The following is a 15,520-nucleotide window of genomic DNA, read 5'->3' as shown; positions in this document are numbered from 1 at the left end:
GGTCGCGCCTAGGGTGTCGAGTGTGTGGCGAGCGAACGGTGGCGCCGTGCGCGGCGTGAACGATGCCGAGCACGAGTACTCGGTGACCCCGGCCGACCTCGATCTGTCCGAGCCGGGGGTCGTGGTGACCCATGTCGCCCGCGCCGAGCGTGCGCGATTGCGCGAGGAGGCCGGACAGTTGGGCGGGCCGTCGACGCTCCTGCACTACACGGATGCCGGTGACGCCGGCATCGACATCACGAAGGCGCACCCGGGGAGTCTCCCGCAGTTCATCACCGGACGACCCACGCTCCTCTCCAACCTGTTCCGCGACGAGGTCGCCCTCCTCGCCGCGCGGCGCGCCGCCGAGCGGATCGCGGCGAAAGACGTGGAGCTGCGCACCGCGCGGGGGCTCGACACCGTGCACCTCGCCGTCGGGATCGCGGGCTGGAAGATCGGCGGGGCGCCGTTCTCCGCGCCCGTGTTGCTACGACCCCTCATCATCCGGCGCCACCACCTCGACTTCGACCTGCGCCTGCACGGCTCCTTCACGATCAACCCCGAGCTCGTCGTGGCGGCGCGCACCCACTTCGGCATCGCCCTCGACGGACGTGCGCTCGCCGAGCTCGCGCACGAGGACGGCGTCTTCAAGCCGCAGCCGGTCATCGACCACCTGCGCGCGCTGACGGCCCACATCGACACCTTCACGGTGCATCCGCGCCTCGTGGTCTCGACGTTCGCCGACGCCGCCTCCGAGATGGTGCGCGACGCCGACGACCGGGACCACCCGATCCTGAACGCGCTCGCCGGGCACGCGACCGATCGGGAGGAGCTCGCGCGGCTGCGCCCCCTCTCGCCGCTCGTCGGCGCCGACGACCGGCCCCCGGCATCCGACCGACTGCTGCTCGACGCCGACGCCGAGCAGGAGGCGGTGCTCGCCCGCATCCTCGCCGGGCAGTCGCTGACGGTGCAGACCCTCCCCGGGACCGGCGGCACGCAGACCGTCATCAACGCGGTCGGCGAGCTCGTCCGCGCGGGAAAGCGCGTGCTGGTCGTCAGCGCGCGCCGCTCGACCCTCGAGGGCGTGCGGCACCGTCTCGCGGGGATCGGCCTGCCGGCGCTCGCCGTCTCGCCGACGCAGCTGCACCGAGACCTCATCCGTGCGATCGGACGCAACGAGAAGGCCGAGCAACCGAAGGTCGCCGACGTCGACGACGCGCTCGTGCGCCTCCGGACCGTTCTGCGCGACTACCGCGACGCGCTGACCGGCCGGCACGCCCAGCTCGGCATCTCGCCGATCGAGGCGCTCCGCACGCTCACGACGATCACGAGCCACGACCCGCAGCCGGCCGCCGAGACCCGTTTCGACCTGCGCACCCTGCAGACGCTCGCCCATCGGCGCACCGAAGCCGCCGAGCTCCTCGCGACCGCGGCGACGCTCGGAGAGTTCCGCTTCGGGCCGGACGACTCGCCGTGGTATGCCGTCGCGTTCGAGACGACGCAGCAGGCGACCGACGCGCACGCCCTCGCGCAGCGACTGCACCGGAGCGAAGTCCCCGGCATCCTGGAACGCGGCTATGAGCTCATCGCGCAGACCCGCATGCGGCCCTTCACGACCGTCGCCGAGCTCGGCGCCTACATCCGGCTGCTGCAGGGCATTCGGGCCTCGCTCGACCGGTTCAGCATGACGGTCTTCGAGCGCCCGCTGCAGGAGCTCATCACCGCGCACGCCGCGCGGCGGGACGCCCCGGACATGTCGGGGGCGCAGCGCCGGCGCCTCAAGAACCTCTCGCGCGAGTACGTCCGCCCCGGCATGCACATCTCCGACATGCACGAGTCCCTCCTGCGCGTGCAGCAGCAGCGCGCGACGTGGCAGCAGCTCGTCGACCCGGGCGTGCTCCCCGAGGTGCCGATCGGCCTCGACGACGTCGCGACGGCGTGGCAGCGCGTCGACGCCGACCTCGCCTCGCTCGACGCGGCGCTCGGCCGCACGCAGCCGCTCGCGTCGCTCCCGATCCCGCATCTGCTCCGCACCCTCGCGGGCCTCGCCGCCGAGTCGGAGGTGTTCGACAATCTCGTCGAGCGCGCCGAGCTCCGCAGCCGCCTCGCCGAGCTCGGACTCGACGGCCTCCTCACCGAGCTGTCGGTGCGTCACGTCCCCGAGAGCGAGGTCGCGGCGGAGTTCGAGTTCGCGTGGTGGCAGTCGGCGCTCGAGGCGATGCTCCGCACCGACCGCGCGCTGCTGGGTGCGAACACCTCGGTCGTCGACCGTCTCGAACGCGACTTCCGCCTCGTCGACGAGGCCCACGCCGGGTCGGCCGGTCCGCTCCTGGCCGCCGAGCTCGCGACGCAGTGGAAGATCGCGGTCGTCGACGAGGCGCACGAGGTCGGTGCCCTGAAGCACGCCCTCCGCGCCGGCGTCGCGACCCCCGCGGAAATCGTTCACGCGGCCCCCGCGCTCGTCCGCACCCTCGCGCCGGTGTGGCTCGCCTCGCCCTACGAGGTGCCGGCGATCCCGCTCGACGCGGCCTTCGACGTCGTCGTGATCGCGGATGCCGCGGCGCTCTGCCTCGCCGAGGCCGCGCCCGCTCTCCGGCGCGCGCACCAGGTCGTCGCCTTCGGCGACCCCGTGACGCAGAAGCCCACTCCCTTCCGGGTCGCCTCTGGCGCCCCGCAGCCGGGCGACGAGCCCGAAGTGGACTTCGACGACGTGAGCGTCTTCGAGCGCCTCGCCGAGCTCGTGCCCTCCGAGACGCTCACGCGCAGCTACCGGGCCGGCGGGGAGGACCTCGCCGAGCTCGTCAACTCCGCCTTCTACGACGGGCGGCTCGTGTCGCTCCCGTGGGCCGGCTCATATCTCGGGCGCGGCAGCCTCAGCGTCGACTACGTCGAGGGCGGGCACGGAACGCCCGACCCCGTCACCGGCGCGGTGGAGAGCCCGGATGCCGAGGTCGCCCGCGTCGTGACGCTCGTCGTCGAACACGCCGTCAACCGACCCACCGAGTCGCTCATGGTGGTCACGGCATCCACCCGTCATGCCGAGCGTGTGCGCGCGGCCGTTTCCGCCGCTTTCGCGGGACGCGCCGACGTCGCCGACTTCGTGGGGCGGGACACGGCGGAACCCTTCGCCGTGCTCGGGCTCGAGGAGTCGGTCGCCGAGAGCCGCGACCGCGTCGTCTTCTCGCTCGGGTTCGGCCTCACGAAGCACGGACGCGTCCTCAGCGACTTCGGCGACCTCTCCGGCGAGGACGGGGAGCGGCTCCTCACGGTCGGCATGACGCGCGCGCGCCGGTCGATGGTGATCGTCTCGTCGATCCGCCCGTCGAGCTTCGACGAGAGCCGGCTCGCGTCGGGCGCGTCGCGACTCATGTCGATCCTCGGCGGCATCGCCGCCCGGGCGCGCGAGGCGCGGCTCGAAGACCTCGCCGACCCGCTCACCCTCTCGCTCGCCCGGCATCTGCGCGCGCGCGGTGTCGCGGTCGACGTCGACTACCGCGGCCAGCTGCCGATCGTCGCCCAGTACCGCGGCAAGGCCGTCGTCGCCGAAAGCGACTCGGACACGGCGCACGACACGCTGCGCGAGACCCTGCGCCTGCGCCCGCAGGTGCTCCGCCGGCTCGGCTGGCACTACATCCGCGTGCACGCGTTCGACCTCTACAGCGACCCGGCGGGCGTCGCGGAGCGGATCGCGGCGATCCTCGGGGTGCCGCCGGAGGCGCCGACCGCCGAGACGCAGACGCAGCCGATCGATGTCGTCGAGTGACGAGCCGGTTGCCGAGTCGTCGCCGGGCGCTCCGTCCCCGGGCGCTCCGCGCCAGCGGGTCGTGCGGGTACGCGGTGCACGGCGCGCGCAGCTGACGCCGGTGCCGGGGACCGACCCCGACCCGGAGATGCCGGGCTCGTCCGGGACTGCGGACGGCGCTGCGGCCTCTGCCGGAGGCGAGGGCGGCGCGTCGGGCCCGAACGACGAGCGGATGCGCCGCGACGTTCCGCCGCACTACTGATGTGGGGCGTTTCGACTCGCGGCGGAGCCGCTCGCTCAACGACCGGGGAGTGGGCGTTGGTGCGGCTCGCGGGGCGGCCGGGGGCGTGGTGCAGCTGATCCGGTCGTTGAGCGAGCGCAGCGAGTCGAAACGTGGTGGGGCGTTTCGACTCGCGGCGGAGCCGCTCGCTCAACGACCGGGGGCGTGGTGCGGCCGGGGGTGTGGTGCGGCTGATCCGGTCGTTGAGCGAGCGCAGCGAGTCGAAACGGCGTTACTTCGCCGCGGGCGGTGTCGCGGCGGGCGCGTCGTCGAGGAGCTTCCGGTCCTGCAGCAGATCGCGGATCTGGACGAGCAGCTCCTGCTCGGTGGGGAGCTTCGCCTCTTCCTCTTCGGAGATGCCGGCCTTCGCGGCCTGGATCTCCTTCCACTTGTTCATCGGGTAGACGAACACGAAGTAGACGACGGCAGCGGTCACGATGAAGGTGATGATCGCCGTGATGAGGTTGCCGACGGGGAAGGTCACCTCGCCGTAGAGACCCGGCACCGTGAAGCCGATGTTGCCGCTGGCATCCGCCTTCATGAACAGGGCGAGGATCGGGTTGATGATCGATTCGACGACCGAGTTGACGAGCGCGGTGAACGCGGCGCCGATGACGACCGCGACCGCGAGGTCGATGACGTTGCCGCGCATGATGAAGTCTTTGAAGCCCTTGAGCATTCGAGCCCCCTCCTTGCCGGCAACGGTGCGCCGGTTACGATCCCGACGGTGCGGGTGAGGCCTTTGCCTCAGACTTCGATGATGGCGAAGTTGTCGCGCCGCCGCCAGAGGAATCGCCGGATACCGCGCTCTTCCGCGAATCGGTGCGGTAGAAGCCCGAGCCGTTGAAGGTGACGCCCACCGACCCGTACTGCTTGCGCAGTGCGCCTCCGCAGACGGGGCACTCGGTGAGCGAGGCGTCGCTGAAGGACTGGACGGCGTCGAAGGCGTGGCCGCACTGCGTGCAGGCGTAGGCGTAGGTGGGCATCGGAGTCCTCGAGGGTTCGGTCAGCGCCGCTGCGGCGCGAGGGTAAGGGTTCGGGTGGGCGTGACGACGCCGGTGACGGGCTGGTCGTGGAGGTCTCGGGGCACCTCGTCGACGAGCTCGGAGTCGAAGATGACGGCGTAGACGGGCGGGCACTGCTCCATCGAGCCGATGGTCTTGTCGAAGTAGCCGCGGCCCCAGCCGAGTCGCATGCCGGTGCGATCGACGGCGGCGGCGGGGATGACGAGGAGGTCGACGTCGTTGACGGCGAGGGGGCTGAGCACTTCGCCGACCGGCTCGGGGGCGCCGAAGACGCCCTCCGCGATCTCGCCCTCCGGGTCAGCGAGGGCCCAGTCGAGCAGGCCGTCGGTGCGGGTGATCGGAAGGAGAACCCGGATGCCGCGAGCGACCGCGTCGACGATGAACGCGTGCGTTCCGGGTTCGGTCGGCGTCGACAGGAAGCACGAGATCGACCGGGCGCCGACGGCATCCACGAGGGCGTCGAGTTGCGTTTTGACACCCTCCGCGGCCTCCGCGCGGGCGGCATCGGATCGCTGCTGGCGACGCTCGCGAAGGTCGGCGCGGAGCGCCCGTTTCGCGTCGTCGATGGCATCGGGCATGGTCCGATTGTAGGTGCACCTCGATGGCCCGGCCCCGTTCGGACGGGCGATGTCGGCGTGCGCCGGTAGGCTGTGCCCATGACGACGCGCATCAAGGCTGTGATCCCCGCCGCCGGGCTCGGCACCCGCTTCCTTCCCGCGACGAAGGCGATGCCGAAGGAGATGCTGCCTGTCGTGGACAAGCCGGCGATCCAGTACGTCGTCGAAGAGGCCGTCGGCGCAGGGGCGGACGACATCCTCATCATCCTGGGGCGCAACAAGAACAACATCTCGAACCACTTCGACTCGGTTCCCGAGCTCGAATCGAATCTCACCAACAAGGGCGACCTCGAGAAGCTGCAGCGTGTGCAGGCCTCGACCGAACTCGCCGACATCCACTTCGTGCGGCAGGGCGAGCCCAAAGGCCTCGGTCACGCCGTGCTGCGGGCGAAGCACCATGTCGGGGACTCGACCTTCGCGGTGCTCCTCGGTGACGACCTGATCGACGAGCGCGACCCGCTGCTCACGACGATGATCGCCGAGAACGAGCGGACGGGGCTCACCGTCATCGCCCTCATGGAGGTCGATCCCGAGCACATCCACATGTACGGCGTCGCGTCGGTCGAGGAGACCGACGACCCCGACGTCGTGAAGGTCACCGGCCTCGTCGAGAAGCCGAAGAAGGAGGACGCCCCCTCCAATTACGCGATCATCGGCCGGTACGTCTTGACGCCGCAGGTGTTCGGCATCCTCGAGCGCACGGAACCCGGCAAGGGCGGCGAGATCCAGCTGACCGACGCCCTGCAGGAGCTCGCCGTCACCGACGGGGTGCTCGGTGTCGTGTTCCGCGGGCGTCGCTATGACACCGGCGATAGGGTGGACTACATCAAGGCCATCGTGCAGCTGGCCGCCGATCGCGACGACCTCGGCCCCGCACTGCGTCCCTGGCTGAAGGAGTTCGCCGAGCAGCTGTGAGGTTGCTCCTGCGGCGCAGGTGAGGGGAAGTCGGTGGTCGATCTGACGGTGCCGCGACAGCACGGGCGCATCGGCATCCGCCTCGTCCGTCAGCGCGACGCGCGGGTCCTGCAGTCCGAGCTCATGTCGAACCGTGCGTGGCTGCGCCCGTGGGAGGCGACGAGCCCCGACGGGCCGGTCTCGTTCGACGTGCGCCTGGGCGTCAAGCGCCTGCTTCAGCAGTATCGCGACGGCGGCGGCGTGCCGTTCGTCATGGAGTACGACGGGCAGGTCGCCGGTCAGCTGAACGTTTGGGGCATGTCGCGCGGCTCCCTCGCGTCGGCGACGATCGGGTATTGGGTGAGCGAGCGCTACGCGGGGCGCGACATCACGCCTACGTCCGTCGCGCTCGCGACCGACGTGTGCTTCCGCGAACTGGGGATCCACCGCATGGAGATCTGCATCCGTCCCGAGAACAAGGCGAGTCTGCGCGTCGTCGAGAAGCTCGGGTTCCGCTACGAGGGGCTGCGGCGGAGATACATCCACATCGCGGGGGATTGGCGCGACCACTACGCGTTCGCGCTCGTCCGCGAAGAGGTTCCGGAGGGCGTCCTGCAGCGCTGGGTGAGCGGTCGTGCTCCCGCGCACGCGGCGACGGTGCCGGTCACAGACCGGCTGCCGGGCTGACGCGATCGGCGCCGACGTCCTCGTCGCGACCTTCACGTTGAACTCGAAGGTCAGACACGCGGGGCGGATGCCGGGATCAGCGCACCGCCGGCCCTACCGTGGACCGCATGGGAGGCCAGGTTCTGGGTGGAGGCGTCATCGTCCTCGTCGCCGTCGTGCTCTGGCTCGTCTATCTCGTCCCCTCCTGGTACGGCCGCCATCAGTTCACCGCAGCGGAGCGCAACGCCGTCCGGCTGAACCAGGCCCTGCGCGTCCTGGCGGAGACGAGTGAGACCCCCGACGAGGTGCGGCTCGAACTGAATGCCCGCACCGCCCTCGCGCAGCAGCGGCTCGCGCGCCAGGCCCAGACCGAGCGCGAGCAGGCCGACCTCGACCGCGCCCGTGCCGAGCTCGCCGCGGCGACCCTGCAGGCGAAGGCCGACGCGGCCGCCGCCCGTGAGCGCGCCGCCGCCGAGGCGCGCGCCGCCCGGGAACGCCCCGAGGCCCGCCGCGCCCGTGCCCTCGGGCGGGCGCGTGTGATCGCCGGCGTGCTCGGTGTTGCGGCGCTCGGGCTCGCCGTCGGAGGTGGCTTCGCGGTCGCCGCCGGCGGCTCGGTGCTGCTCATCGCGGCATCCGTCGGGCTCGCTCTCATGACGCTCGTCGTGCTCCGCCGGGTGGCCGTCGTGCGGCGCCGCGCCGAGGTGCGGATCGTCGCGCCTGCCGCTGTCGCCCGCGTCACGGGCGACCTGCAGGACGTGTCGCTTGCCTCCGACCGCACCGCCTGGACGCCACGCGAACTGCCGCGACCTCTCACCGCTTCGGCGGGATCGCGCGCCGCCGTCGTCCTCGACGAGGTCGACGCCCGCGAGGCGCTTCGCCGCGCCGCCCTCGACGAGGCGATGCGGGCACGCGCGGAGCGTCAGCGCCCGCCGAGCATCCAGGCCGCGCGCGCGACGCGCCGCACCCACCCGGACGAGGAGTTCGCCGGGGGCCCCGCGGCCGGCGACGAGGCGATCGAGGCGCACGTGCGCCGACTGCTGGAACGGCGCGCCAGCGGCCAGTGACCGGCCAGTGATCATCACCGCCCGCCGGCGACGGCCGACGTGGGGTGAGGGTCAGCCGACGAGGAGGCGCCCGGCTGCGATGACGGCCTCGCGTGGTGGGGTGCGCACGAGCGCGTCCATCGGGTTCCCCGCGTCGAGCGGCACGAGGTCCGCGCGGTCGCCCACGGCGAGACGATTCGCGGGAAGACCCGCGAAGGGCGCCGACCCGCCGGCCGCGATCTCGACCACTCGGCGCAGGTCGTCGTCGCGCACGAGGCTCGATGCGCGCGCGTACTGCCACGCGATGCCGAGGAGGTCACCGGTGCCGTACGGGCTCCACAGGTCGCGGATGCCGTCGGTTCCGAACCCGAGCACGACGCCCACGGCATCCAGCTCGTCGAGCGGCAGCTGCGGCAGGCGCAGCGGCGCGACCGTCGTCATCGTGACCCCGAGCTCGCCCATCTGCGCGAGCAGGTCGCGGCGGCGCGCACGCTCGAGTTCGGCGACGGCGAAACCGTGGGCGATATTCACGCGTCCCTCGAGCCCGAGCTCGGCGACGCGGGCGAGGATCAGCTCGATCTGGAAGGCACCCAGATCGGCAGGATCGTGCAGGTGGATATCGACGCCCACACCGTGCTCCGCGGCGAGCCCGAGGATCGCGTCGATCTGGCCGACGGGGTCACGGTCGATCGTGGCCGGGTCGAGACCTCCGATGTGCTCGGCGCCGGCTTGTGCAGCGCGGGCGAGGAGGTCGAAGACTCCGGGGCGGCGGAGGACGCCGTCCTGCGGAAACGCGACGATCTCGACGGCGAGCGCGCCGTCGTAGGCCGCGACCGCCTCGCGCACCACGTCGATGCCGCGCAGACCCAGTCCGAGGTCCACATCGACGTGGGTGCGAATCGCGGTCGTACCGTGCCGCACGAGCTGATCGAGGACGTTCCGCGTGATCTCCACCGACGGCATCCCGATCTCGTCGCGTCGCGCCCGCTCGTGCCGGATCCGGCCCTCGGTGCCGCCCTCGCCGCCGTACGACTGCCAGGGGAGCCCCCACCACGACTTGTCGATGTGTGCGTGCGCGTTGACGAGGCCCGGGAGGGCGAGAAGGCCCCGGCCGTCGTAGGCGGAGCCGGCGCCCGCGGACGACGCGGCCGCGGAGGGGGATGCCGTCGTCGCCGCGATCTTGCTGATGACGCCGTCCGTGATCGTCAGATCGACCGGATCACCTCCCCACGGGCGGACGTTCCGGACGGTGGAGAGGGCGATCAGGGCGGAGCTCATCCCTCCATCCTGCCCTCGTGCGCCGTCATCTTCGGCCGAGTGAAACGCCGCCCGTCGCGCGTGATAGGCTCGTTGTCGTCTACGGGCCTATGGCGCAGTTGGTAGCGCGCCTCGTTCGCATCGAGGAGGTCAGGAGTTCGAATCTCCTTAGGTCCACCAACCGGAAGACATGAGAGAACCCCCGCTCGGCGGGGGTTCTCTCATGTTCGGGGGACGGCATCGGCCCTCCGGCATCCTCACACGCGCACGAGCATCTTTCCCGTGTTCGCGCCGTGCATCATGTCGAGGAACGCGTCGATCGTGTTCTCGATGCCGTCGACGATCGTCTCGTCGTAGACGATCTCGCCGGCGGCGAACCACTCCCACATCTTCGCCTGGAACTCCGGCATGAGGTGGCCGTAGTTCCCGACGGTGAAACCCTGGAGGGTCAGGGCGCGGGTGATGAGGTTCGCCATGTTCGACGGACCCTGCGGACGCTCGGTCGCGTTGTAGTTCGCGATCGCGCCGCACAGCGCGGCACGCCCGTTGTCGTTGAACGCCCCGAGTGCCGCCTCGAGGTGCTCACCACCGACGTTGTCGAAGAAGACGTCGATCCCCTCCGGAGCTGCGGCCTTCAGCGACGTGCGCACCGGCTGGTCTTTGTAGGAGAACGCGGCGTCGTAGCCGTAGCGCTCGGTCAGCAGCGCCACCTTCTCGGGCGTACCCGCCGATCCCACGACGCGTCCCGCGCCGAGGAGGCGAGCGATCTGCCCGGCCGCCGTCCCCACGGCGCCGGCCGCGCCCGATACGAACACCGTCTCGCCGGGCTGCAGGTGCGCGATCGCGGTGAGTCCGACGTAGGCGGTGAAGCCCGTAAGCCCCAGGATGTGCAGGCGGGTCGACAGCGGGATGCCGTCCACCTCGTCGACCTTCTGGAAGCGGCGCGCGTCGCCCTGCACGAGATCGCTCCAGCCGCGCTGGTGGAGGACGGCCGTACCGACCGGGAGCGCCTCGCTCTCCGACGCGACCACCCGCCCGACGGCGCCGCCGGAGATCACGGCGCCGATCTCGTACGGTGCGACGTAGGAACGAGCATCCGACATCCGGCCGCGCATGTACGGGTCGACGGAGACGAACTCGTTCCGCACCCGTACCTGCCCGTCCTCGAGCGGGGGCAACGGCTCCCTGACGATGTCGAAGTCGCCCGGAGTCGGCCAGCCGACGGGGCGGCGGGCGAGACGGATGCTCGTCGCCGTGTCGTCGGCATCCGTCATGCGCTCACCTGTGCCGCCTCGCGCGCGCGGAGGTCCTTCCGGAGGATCTTCCCCGAGCTCGACTTCGGGATCGCCTCGATGAACTCCACGCGGCGCACCTTCTTGTGCGGGGCGACCTGCTCGGCGACGAACGCCTTGACCTCGTCCTCGGTGAGATCGGCGCCGGGAGCTGCGACGACGAACGCCTTCGGGATCTCCTCCTTCTCCTCGTCGAGCACGTCGATCACCGCGGCATCCATGATCTTCGGGTGGCTGAGCAGCAGCGCCTCGAGCTCGGCCGGAGCGATCTGGTAGCCGTGGTACTTGATGAGCTCCTTCGCGCGATCGACGATCGTGAAGTACCCGTCGCGGTGCGCGACGGCGACGTCGCCGGTGTGGAGGAAGCCGTCGGGCTCGATCGTCTCCGCCGTCGCGTCCTCGCGGCCCAGGTAGCCGAGCATGACGTTCGGACCCTGCACGAGGAGCTCTCCGGGCGCCGTGAACCCGTCCTCGCCGAACTCCGTGATCTCCTCGCCCGTGTCGATGTCGACGAGCTTCGACACGACGTTCGGCAGCGGCACGCCGATCGAGTCGAGCGGGATGTCGTCGCGCTCGGGCGGCATCGCGTGGGAGACGGGGCTCAACTCGCTCATACCGTAGCCCTGCAGCATCGTCGCGTGGATGCGGCGGCCGGCCGCGTGCCCCGTCTCGCCGTCGAGGGGAGCAGCGCCGGAGAACACCGTGTGCACCGTCGAGATGTCGTACTCGTCGACGATCGGGTGCTTCGCGAGGGCGACCGCGATCGGCGGCGCGATGAACAGGAACGTGACCCCGTAGCGCTGGATGATCGTGAGGAACTCGACGAGGTCGAAGCGCGGCATCGTCACGAGGCTGGCGCGCTGGCGCAGCGCGAGGTTCAGGAGCACCGTCATGCCGTAGATGTGGAAGAACGGGAGCACCGCGAGCACGCGATCCTTCTCGCTCAGCGTGATCGAGATGCGGCACTGCTGGACGTTCGCCACGAGGTTCCGGTGGCTGAGCATCACGCCCTTGGGGTTGCCGGTCGTCCCCGACGAGTAGGGGAGCACGGCGATGTGCGTCGCCGGGTCGAACGTGACCTCGGGGGCCGGCTTCTGCTCGGCGATCAGGTCGCGCAGGCTCGGGTGGCCGTCGGCGCCGTCGAGGACGACCAGCTGCTCGGGCGGGATGCCGAGCGCCGCCGCGGCGGCCTCCGCCTGCGGCAGCATCGGCGAGATCGTGAAGAGCCACGTGGCCCCGGCATCCTTCAGCTGCTTCTCGATCTCGGCGGCGGTGTACAGCGCGTTGATCGTCGTGACGGTCGCTCCCGCGCGCAGGATGCCGTGGAACACCGTCGCGAACGCGGGGACGTTCGGGCTCAGGAGGCCGAGCGTCGTGCCGATGCCGACGCCGCGGTCGGCGAGGGCGCCGGCGAGCGCATCGATCTGGGCGCGGAGGGCGCCGTACGTCGTCTCGGCGCCCGAGGTCGGGTCGATGAGCGCGACGCGCCCGAGGTCGCTCTCATCGAGTGAACCGAACAGGTAGTCGTAGATGCTCGTGTCGGGGATCTCGACATCGGGGTACGGGCTGCGGAACACGGGCGGTCTCCTTCGACGGTGCACGGATGCCGGCGGCTTCGCCGGCTGGCTCCATCCTCGCACCACGACGAACCCGGTTCCACTGTTTGTGGAACCGGGTCCGCGTCGTGTCGCGTGTCCGGTGCGCGTCAGGCCGCCGTGGTCGCGAGGCGTTCCGCGGCGAGAGGGTCGCCGGCGCGCTGCTCCGCGGCATCCAGCGGGGTGATGCCCTGCGCGGCGGCCGCGTCGAACAGGCCCCGGAGCGTGTCGCCGATGCCGGCGACCCGCTCCATGATCTCGGCGCGCGAGCCCAGCCGCTTCGCCTCGAGGTCGAGGTAGATGACGCCGCCGGCGTTCACGACGAAGTCGGGGGCGTAGAGGATGCCGCGCGCCGCGAGGCGGCCGGCGCCGCTGCGGTCGGCGAGCGGGTTGTTCGCGGGGCCGCACACGGCGCGCGCGGCGAGGGCGTCGATGACCTCGTCGTCGAGGATGCCGCCGATGCCGGCGGGGACGAAGACGTCGGCCTCGACCAGGTGCTCCGTGCCCGGCTCGACCCATCGTGCGTCGAGGTCGGCGGCGAGCGCGCGCTTCGCGGGGTTCACGTCGGTCACGGTGAGGGCGGCGCCCTCGGCGGCGAGCCGCACCGCGAGGCGGCTGCCCACCTGGCCGAGGCCCGCGATCGTGATGCGCCGGCCTGCCACCTCGGGGGAGCCCGTGACGCGCTCGAGGGTCGCGCGAAGCGACTCGTAGACGCCGAGGCTCGTGGGACCGGCCGGCTCGCCCGAGCCGCCCGCCGAATCGGGGAGGCCGACGACGTGGCTCGTCCGCTCGCTCACCGTGAGCATGTCATCGGTCGTCGAGCCGACATCCTCGGCGGTGCGGTACAGGCCGCCGAACCTCTCGACCGCATCGCCGAGATCGAGGAATGCGGCGCGGCGGCGGTCGGCGTCGAGCGTCGTGCCGGGCGGGAGCGCGATCACCGACTTCCCCCCGCCGGCGTCGAGGCCCGCGGCGGCGTTCTTGAGGGTCATCGCCGCGGAGAGGCGCAAGGCGTCGCCGACGGCGTCGCTCCAGTGCGGGTACGTCCACAGGCGCGCGCCGCCGAGGGCGGAGCCGAGCGCCGAGGAGTGGAGGGCGACGGTGATGACCAGGCCGCTGCGCGGGCCGGTCGTCACCTCCACGCGTTCGTGGGTGAGATCGGGCAGGGGCAGGGTGTGCGTCATCGCATCCTCTTTCGGCTGGCCTTGTGGGCTGTGCTCTGCGGATGCCGCGGCGTTGCGGCATCCGCGAGCCATTCTGCCACCGCGCCGACGCCGCGTGGGGTGGCGCGGCGGACGCGTGTGCGGGCGGGCGTCCGCGGGTGGGCGTCTCGGTTCCTCGTTCGGTTCGCAGGACTTCTTGCGCGCAGGCGCGCTCCAGCCCGCATATCGACGCGCTTTCGCCAGAATCTCCTGCGAACCGAACACCGCGCGCCCGAGGCGCCGCCATCGGCTCCTCCCCAGGCGGGCAATCTCGCCAGTTGTCCACCGATCCGCACCTTCGGGTCCCGCGGGCGGGGTGCTCCCGGCACGATCCTGCACATGCTCCGTCGTCTTCGCATCCGGTCTGCTCCCCGCGCTCTCGCTCCCCGATATGTCCGGCGCCGCGTCGCCCGAAAGCTCCGGATCCCCGAACGCGCGCCGGTTCACACGCGTGAGGAACTCCTCGACGCGGGCTTCCGGCCCCGCGACCTCACGCAGGCCGTCCGCGACGGACGTCTCCTCCGCCCCCGGGAGAACACCTATCTCCTCCCCGACGTCGAAGGTGACTGTGTCGACGCGTGCCGGGTCGGAGGGCGTCTCACGTGCGTGTCCGAGCTGGCGCGGTGGGGCGTCTTCGTGCTCGATCGCTCCGCGCTCCACGTCGAGGTGCCGCGAACCGGCTCCCGACTCGGCAAGGTCGAGCGCGACGTCCGTGTCCACTGGACCCGGCGGCGGGCCGACGGGTGGGCGAGCGTCGACATCGTGGAGGCCCTCATCGAGGCGACGCGTTGCCAGCCGGTGCGAGCGGCCGTCGCGACGCTCGACTCGGCCCTGCATCTGGGACTCATCGGCGAGGCGGAGCTCGGCGAGGTGTTCGCCGCGCTGCCGCGCCGGCTCCAGTTCATCCGCGGACTGCTGGACGAGCGCGCGGAGTCGGGATCGGAGACGCTCATGCGGTTGCTGTTGCGGATGCTCGGATGCGAAGTGGAGATTCAGGTCCGGATCGACGGCGTCGGCCGGGTCGATCTGGTCATCGACGGGTGGCTCATCATCGAGTGCGACAGCCGGGAGTTCCACGAGTCCTGGGATCAGCAGCGCACCGATCGCCGCCGCGACCAAGAGGCGGCCGCGCGGGGGATGGTGACGTACCGCCCGATCGCGGAGGACATCTTCTGGCATCCGGAGCGCGTCGTGGCGGCGATTCGAGGTTTGCTCGCCATCCGGGGATGACGGCAGGGGCGGGAAGAGGCGAGAGGTGTGTTCGGTTCGCAGGAAATTTGGTGTCGTCCCGCGCGTTTCTGCGGCGCAACGGGGTCGCGCGTTGCAAAAGTCCTGCGAACCGAACGTGGCGGTAGGGTCGGGGCATGACAGGTGAGGCGGGCGACACGCGCGGCACGCGCGGCACGGGCGAGGCGGGCGCGAGCGCGCCGGACGGGCTCGGGGCGCGGAGCAGGCGCGTCCACGAGGCCCTCCGCGCGGCGGGGATCGGCGGCGAGATCGTCGTGCTGCCGGATGCCGCGGCCACGGCGCCCCTCGCGGCGACGGCGCTCGGCGTCGAGGTCGGCGCCATCGCCAACAGCCTCGTCTTCTGGTCGGACGGCGAGCCCCTGCTCGTGATGACCAGCGGAGCGCACCGCGTGGATACCGCGGCCCTCGCCGAGCGTCTCGGGCGGGGCAGTATCGTCCGTGCGACGCCCGACCAGGTGCGCGCCGCGACCGGTCAGGCGATCGGCGGGGTCGCGCCCACCGGGCACCCCGCGCCCCTCACGACGATCGTCGACGAAGCCCTCGCCGCGTACGACGAGATCTGGGCGGCGGGCGGCACGCCGCACACCGTTTCCCCACTGACCTACGACGAGCTCGTCCGGCTCACCGGCGGCACCGTCGCGCGCGTCGACTGACGGCACCCGCGCCAACCCCCGCGCCCC

General features: G+C 71.6%; 13 protein-coding genes and 1 tRNA gene. 7 read left to right on the top strand and 7 right to left on the bottom strand.

What is annotated here, in order from left to right:
- Positions 1-46 precede the first annotated feature (46 nt).
- Positions 47-3,742, top strand: a complete 3,696-nt coding sequence (locus tag AC3ENQ_RS03345) for an AAA family ATPase (protein WP_431801654.1) — start codon at positions 47-49, stop codon at positions 3,740-3,742.
- Between the two features lie 491 nt (positions 3,743-4,233).
- On the opposite strand, the gene mscL is transcribed toward AC3ENQ_RS03345, so the two are convergent.
- Genes mscL through AC3ENQ_RS03330 form a run of 3 tightly spaced genes read right to left on the bottom strand, consistent with a single transcriptional unit; the run spans position 4,234 to position 5,604 of the window.
- Entirely contained in the window at positions 4,234-4,680 is a 447-nt protein-coding gene (mscL, locus tag AC3ENQ_RS03340) for a large conductance mechanosensitive channel protein MscL (RefSeq protein WP_431801652.1), read from the bottom strand.
- Between the two features lie 34 nt (positions 4,681-4,714).
- Complete coding sequence (locus AC3ENQ_RS03335) at positions 4,715-4,987, bottom strand: FmdB family zinc ribbon protein (protein WP_431801651.1); 273 nt, start codon at positions 4,985-4,987, stop codon at positions 4,715-4,717.
- A gap of 20 nt (positions 4,988-5,007) precedes the next feature.
- Entirely contained in the window at positions 5,008-5,604 is a 597-nt protein-coding gene (locus tag AC3ENQ_RS03330; RefSeq protein ID WP_431801649.1) for a 5-formyltetrahydrofolate cyclo-ligase, read from the bottom strand.
- Between the two features lie 78 nt (positions 5,605-5,682).
- Between AC3ENQ_RS03330 and galU the strand changes: the two genes are divergently transcribed.
- The 3 genes from galU to AC3ENQ_RS03315 all read left to right on the top strand — a co-directional run bounded on the left by galU (position 5,683) and on the right by AC3ENQ_RS03315 (position 8,267).
- A complete protein-coding gene (gene galU, locus AC3ENQ_RS03325; RefSeq protein WP_431801647.1) occupies positions 5,683-6,558 on the top strand; it encodes a UTP--glucose-1-phosphate uridylyltransferase GalU in 876 nt (291 codons plus the stop codon).
- 33 nt (positions 6,559-6,591) lie between these two features.
- Positions 6,592-7,224, top strand: coding sequence for a GNAT family N-acetyltransferase (locus AC3ENQ_RS03320; protein WP_431801645.1), 633 nt, complete (start codon positions 6,592-6,594; stop codon positions 7,222-7,224).
- 107 nt (positions 7,225-7,331) lie between these two features.
- A complete protein-coding gene (locus tag AC3ENQ_RS03315; RefSeq protein ID WP_431801643.1) occupies positions 7,332-8,267 on the top strand; it encodes a large exoprotein in 936 nt (311 codons plus the stop codon).
- Positions 8,268-8,318: 51 nt separating this feature from the next.
- On the opposite strand, the gene AC3ENQ_RS03310 is transcribed toward AC3ENQ_RS03315, so the two are convergent.
- Positions 8,319-9,524, bottom strand: a complete 1,206-nt coding sequence (locus AC3ENQ_RS03310; protein WP_431801641.1) for an amidohydrolase family protein — start codon at positions 9,522-9,524, stop codon at positions 8,319-8,321.
- A gap of 83 nt (positions 9,525-9,607) precedes the next feature.
- Here AC3ENQ_RS03310 and AC3ENQ_RS03305 point away from each other — a divergent pair.
- Positions 9,608-9,683: transfer RNA gene (locus AC3ENQ_RS03305), tRNA-Ala, on the top strand.
- A 77-nt stretch (positions 9,684-9,760) separates the two neighbouring features.
- Here AC3ENQ_RS03305 and AC3ENQ_RS03300 read toward each other — a convergent pair.
- The 3 genes from AC3ENQ_RS03300 to AC3ENQ_RS03290 form a co-directional block, all read right to left on the bottom strand.
- Positions 9,761-10,777, bottom strand: coding sequence for an NADP-dependent oxidoreductase (locus AC3ENQ_RS03300; RefSeq protein WP_431801639.1), 1,017 nt, complete (start codon positions 10,775-10,777; stop codon positions 9,761-9,763).
- On the bottom strand, positions 10,774-12,372 hold the full coding sequence (locus tag AC3ENQ_RS03295; protein ID WP_431801637.1) for an AMP-binding protein: 1,599 nt from the start codon (positions 12,370-12,372) through the stop codon (positions 10,774-10,776). The genes AC3ENQ_RS03300 and AC3ENQ_RS03295 overlap by 4 nt, the downstream gene beginning before the upstream one ends.
- A 128-nt stretch (positions 12,373-12,500) precedes the next feature.
- Positions 12,501-13,574 (bottom strand): Glu/Leu/Phe/Val dehydrogenase family protein, encoded by a 1,074-nt coding sequence (locus tag AC3ENQ_RS03290; RefSeq protein WP_431801635.1) that lies wholly within the window; start codon positions 13,572-13,574, stop codon positions 12,501-12,503.
- A 624-nt stretch (positions 13,575-14,198) separates the two neighbouring features.
- Here AC3ENQ_RS03290 and AC3ENQ_RS03285 point away from each other — a divergent pair.
- Together AC3ENQ_RS03285 and AC3ENQ_RS03280 are read left to right on the top strand one after the other, a co-directional pair.
- The gene (locus AC3ENQ_RS03285) at positions 14,199-14,822 is read left to right on the top strand and encodes a hypothetical protein (RefSeq protein WP_431801633.1); all 624 of its coding nucleotides are present in this window, start codon (positions 14,199-14,201) and stop codon (positions 14,820-14,822) included.
- A 134-nt stretch (positions 14,823-14,956) separates the two neighbouring features.
- Complete coding sequence (locus tag AC3ENQ_RS03280; protein WP_431801631.1) at positions 14,957-15,493, top strand: YbaK/EbsC family protein; 537 nt, start codon at positions 14,957-14,959, stop codon at positions 15,491-15,493.
- The last annotated feature ends 27 nt before the right edge of the window (positions 15,494-15,520 follow it).

It is taken from the genome of Microbacterium sp. bgisy203 (assembly GCF_057706945.1).
Note: the sequence above shows the minus strand (reverse complement) of the source record. Positions and strands in the feature narration are given on the sequence as shown.

Coding starts and splice junctions, on each gene's coding strand:
- mscL (WP_431801652.1), bottom strand. CDS start 4,680: ATGCTCAAGGGCTTCAAAGACTTCATCATGCGCGGCAACGTCATCGAC.
- AC3ENQ_RS03335 (WP_431801651.1), bottom strand. CDS start 4,987: ATGCCCACCTACGCCTACGCCTGCACGCAGTGCGGCCACGCCTTCGAC.
- AC3ENQ_RS03330 (WP_431801649.1), bottom strand. CDS start 5,604: ATGCCCGATGCCATCGACGACGCGAAACGGGCGCTCCGCGCCGACCTT.
- galU (WP_431801647.1), top strand. CDS start 5,683: ATGACGACGCGCATCAAGGCTGTGATCCCCGCCGCCGGGCTCGGCACC.
- AC3ENQ_RS03315 (WP_431801643.1), top strand. CDS start 7,332: ATGGGAGGCCAGGTTCTGGGTGGAGGCGTCATCGTCCTCGTCGCCGTC.
- AC3ENQ_RS03310 (WP_431801641.1), bottom strand. CDS start 9,524: ATGAGCTCCGCCCTGATCGCCCTCTCCACCGTCCGGAACGTCCGCCCG.
- AC3ENQ_RS03300 (WP_431801639.1), bottom strand. CDS start 10,777: ATGACGGATGCCGACGACACGGCGACGAGCATCCGTCTCGCCCGCCGC.
- AC3ENQ_RS03290 (WP_431801635.1), bottom strand. CDS start 13,574: ATGACGCACACCCTGCCCCTGCCCGATCTCACCCACGAACGCGTGGAG.
- AC3ENQ_RS03280 (WP_431801631.1), top strand. CDS start 14,957: ATGACAGGTGAGGCGGGCGACACGCGCGGCACGCGCGGCACGGGCGAG.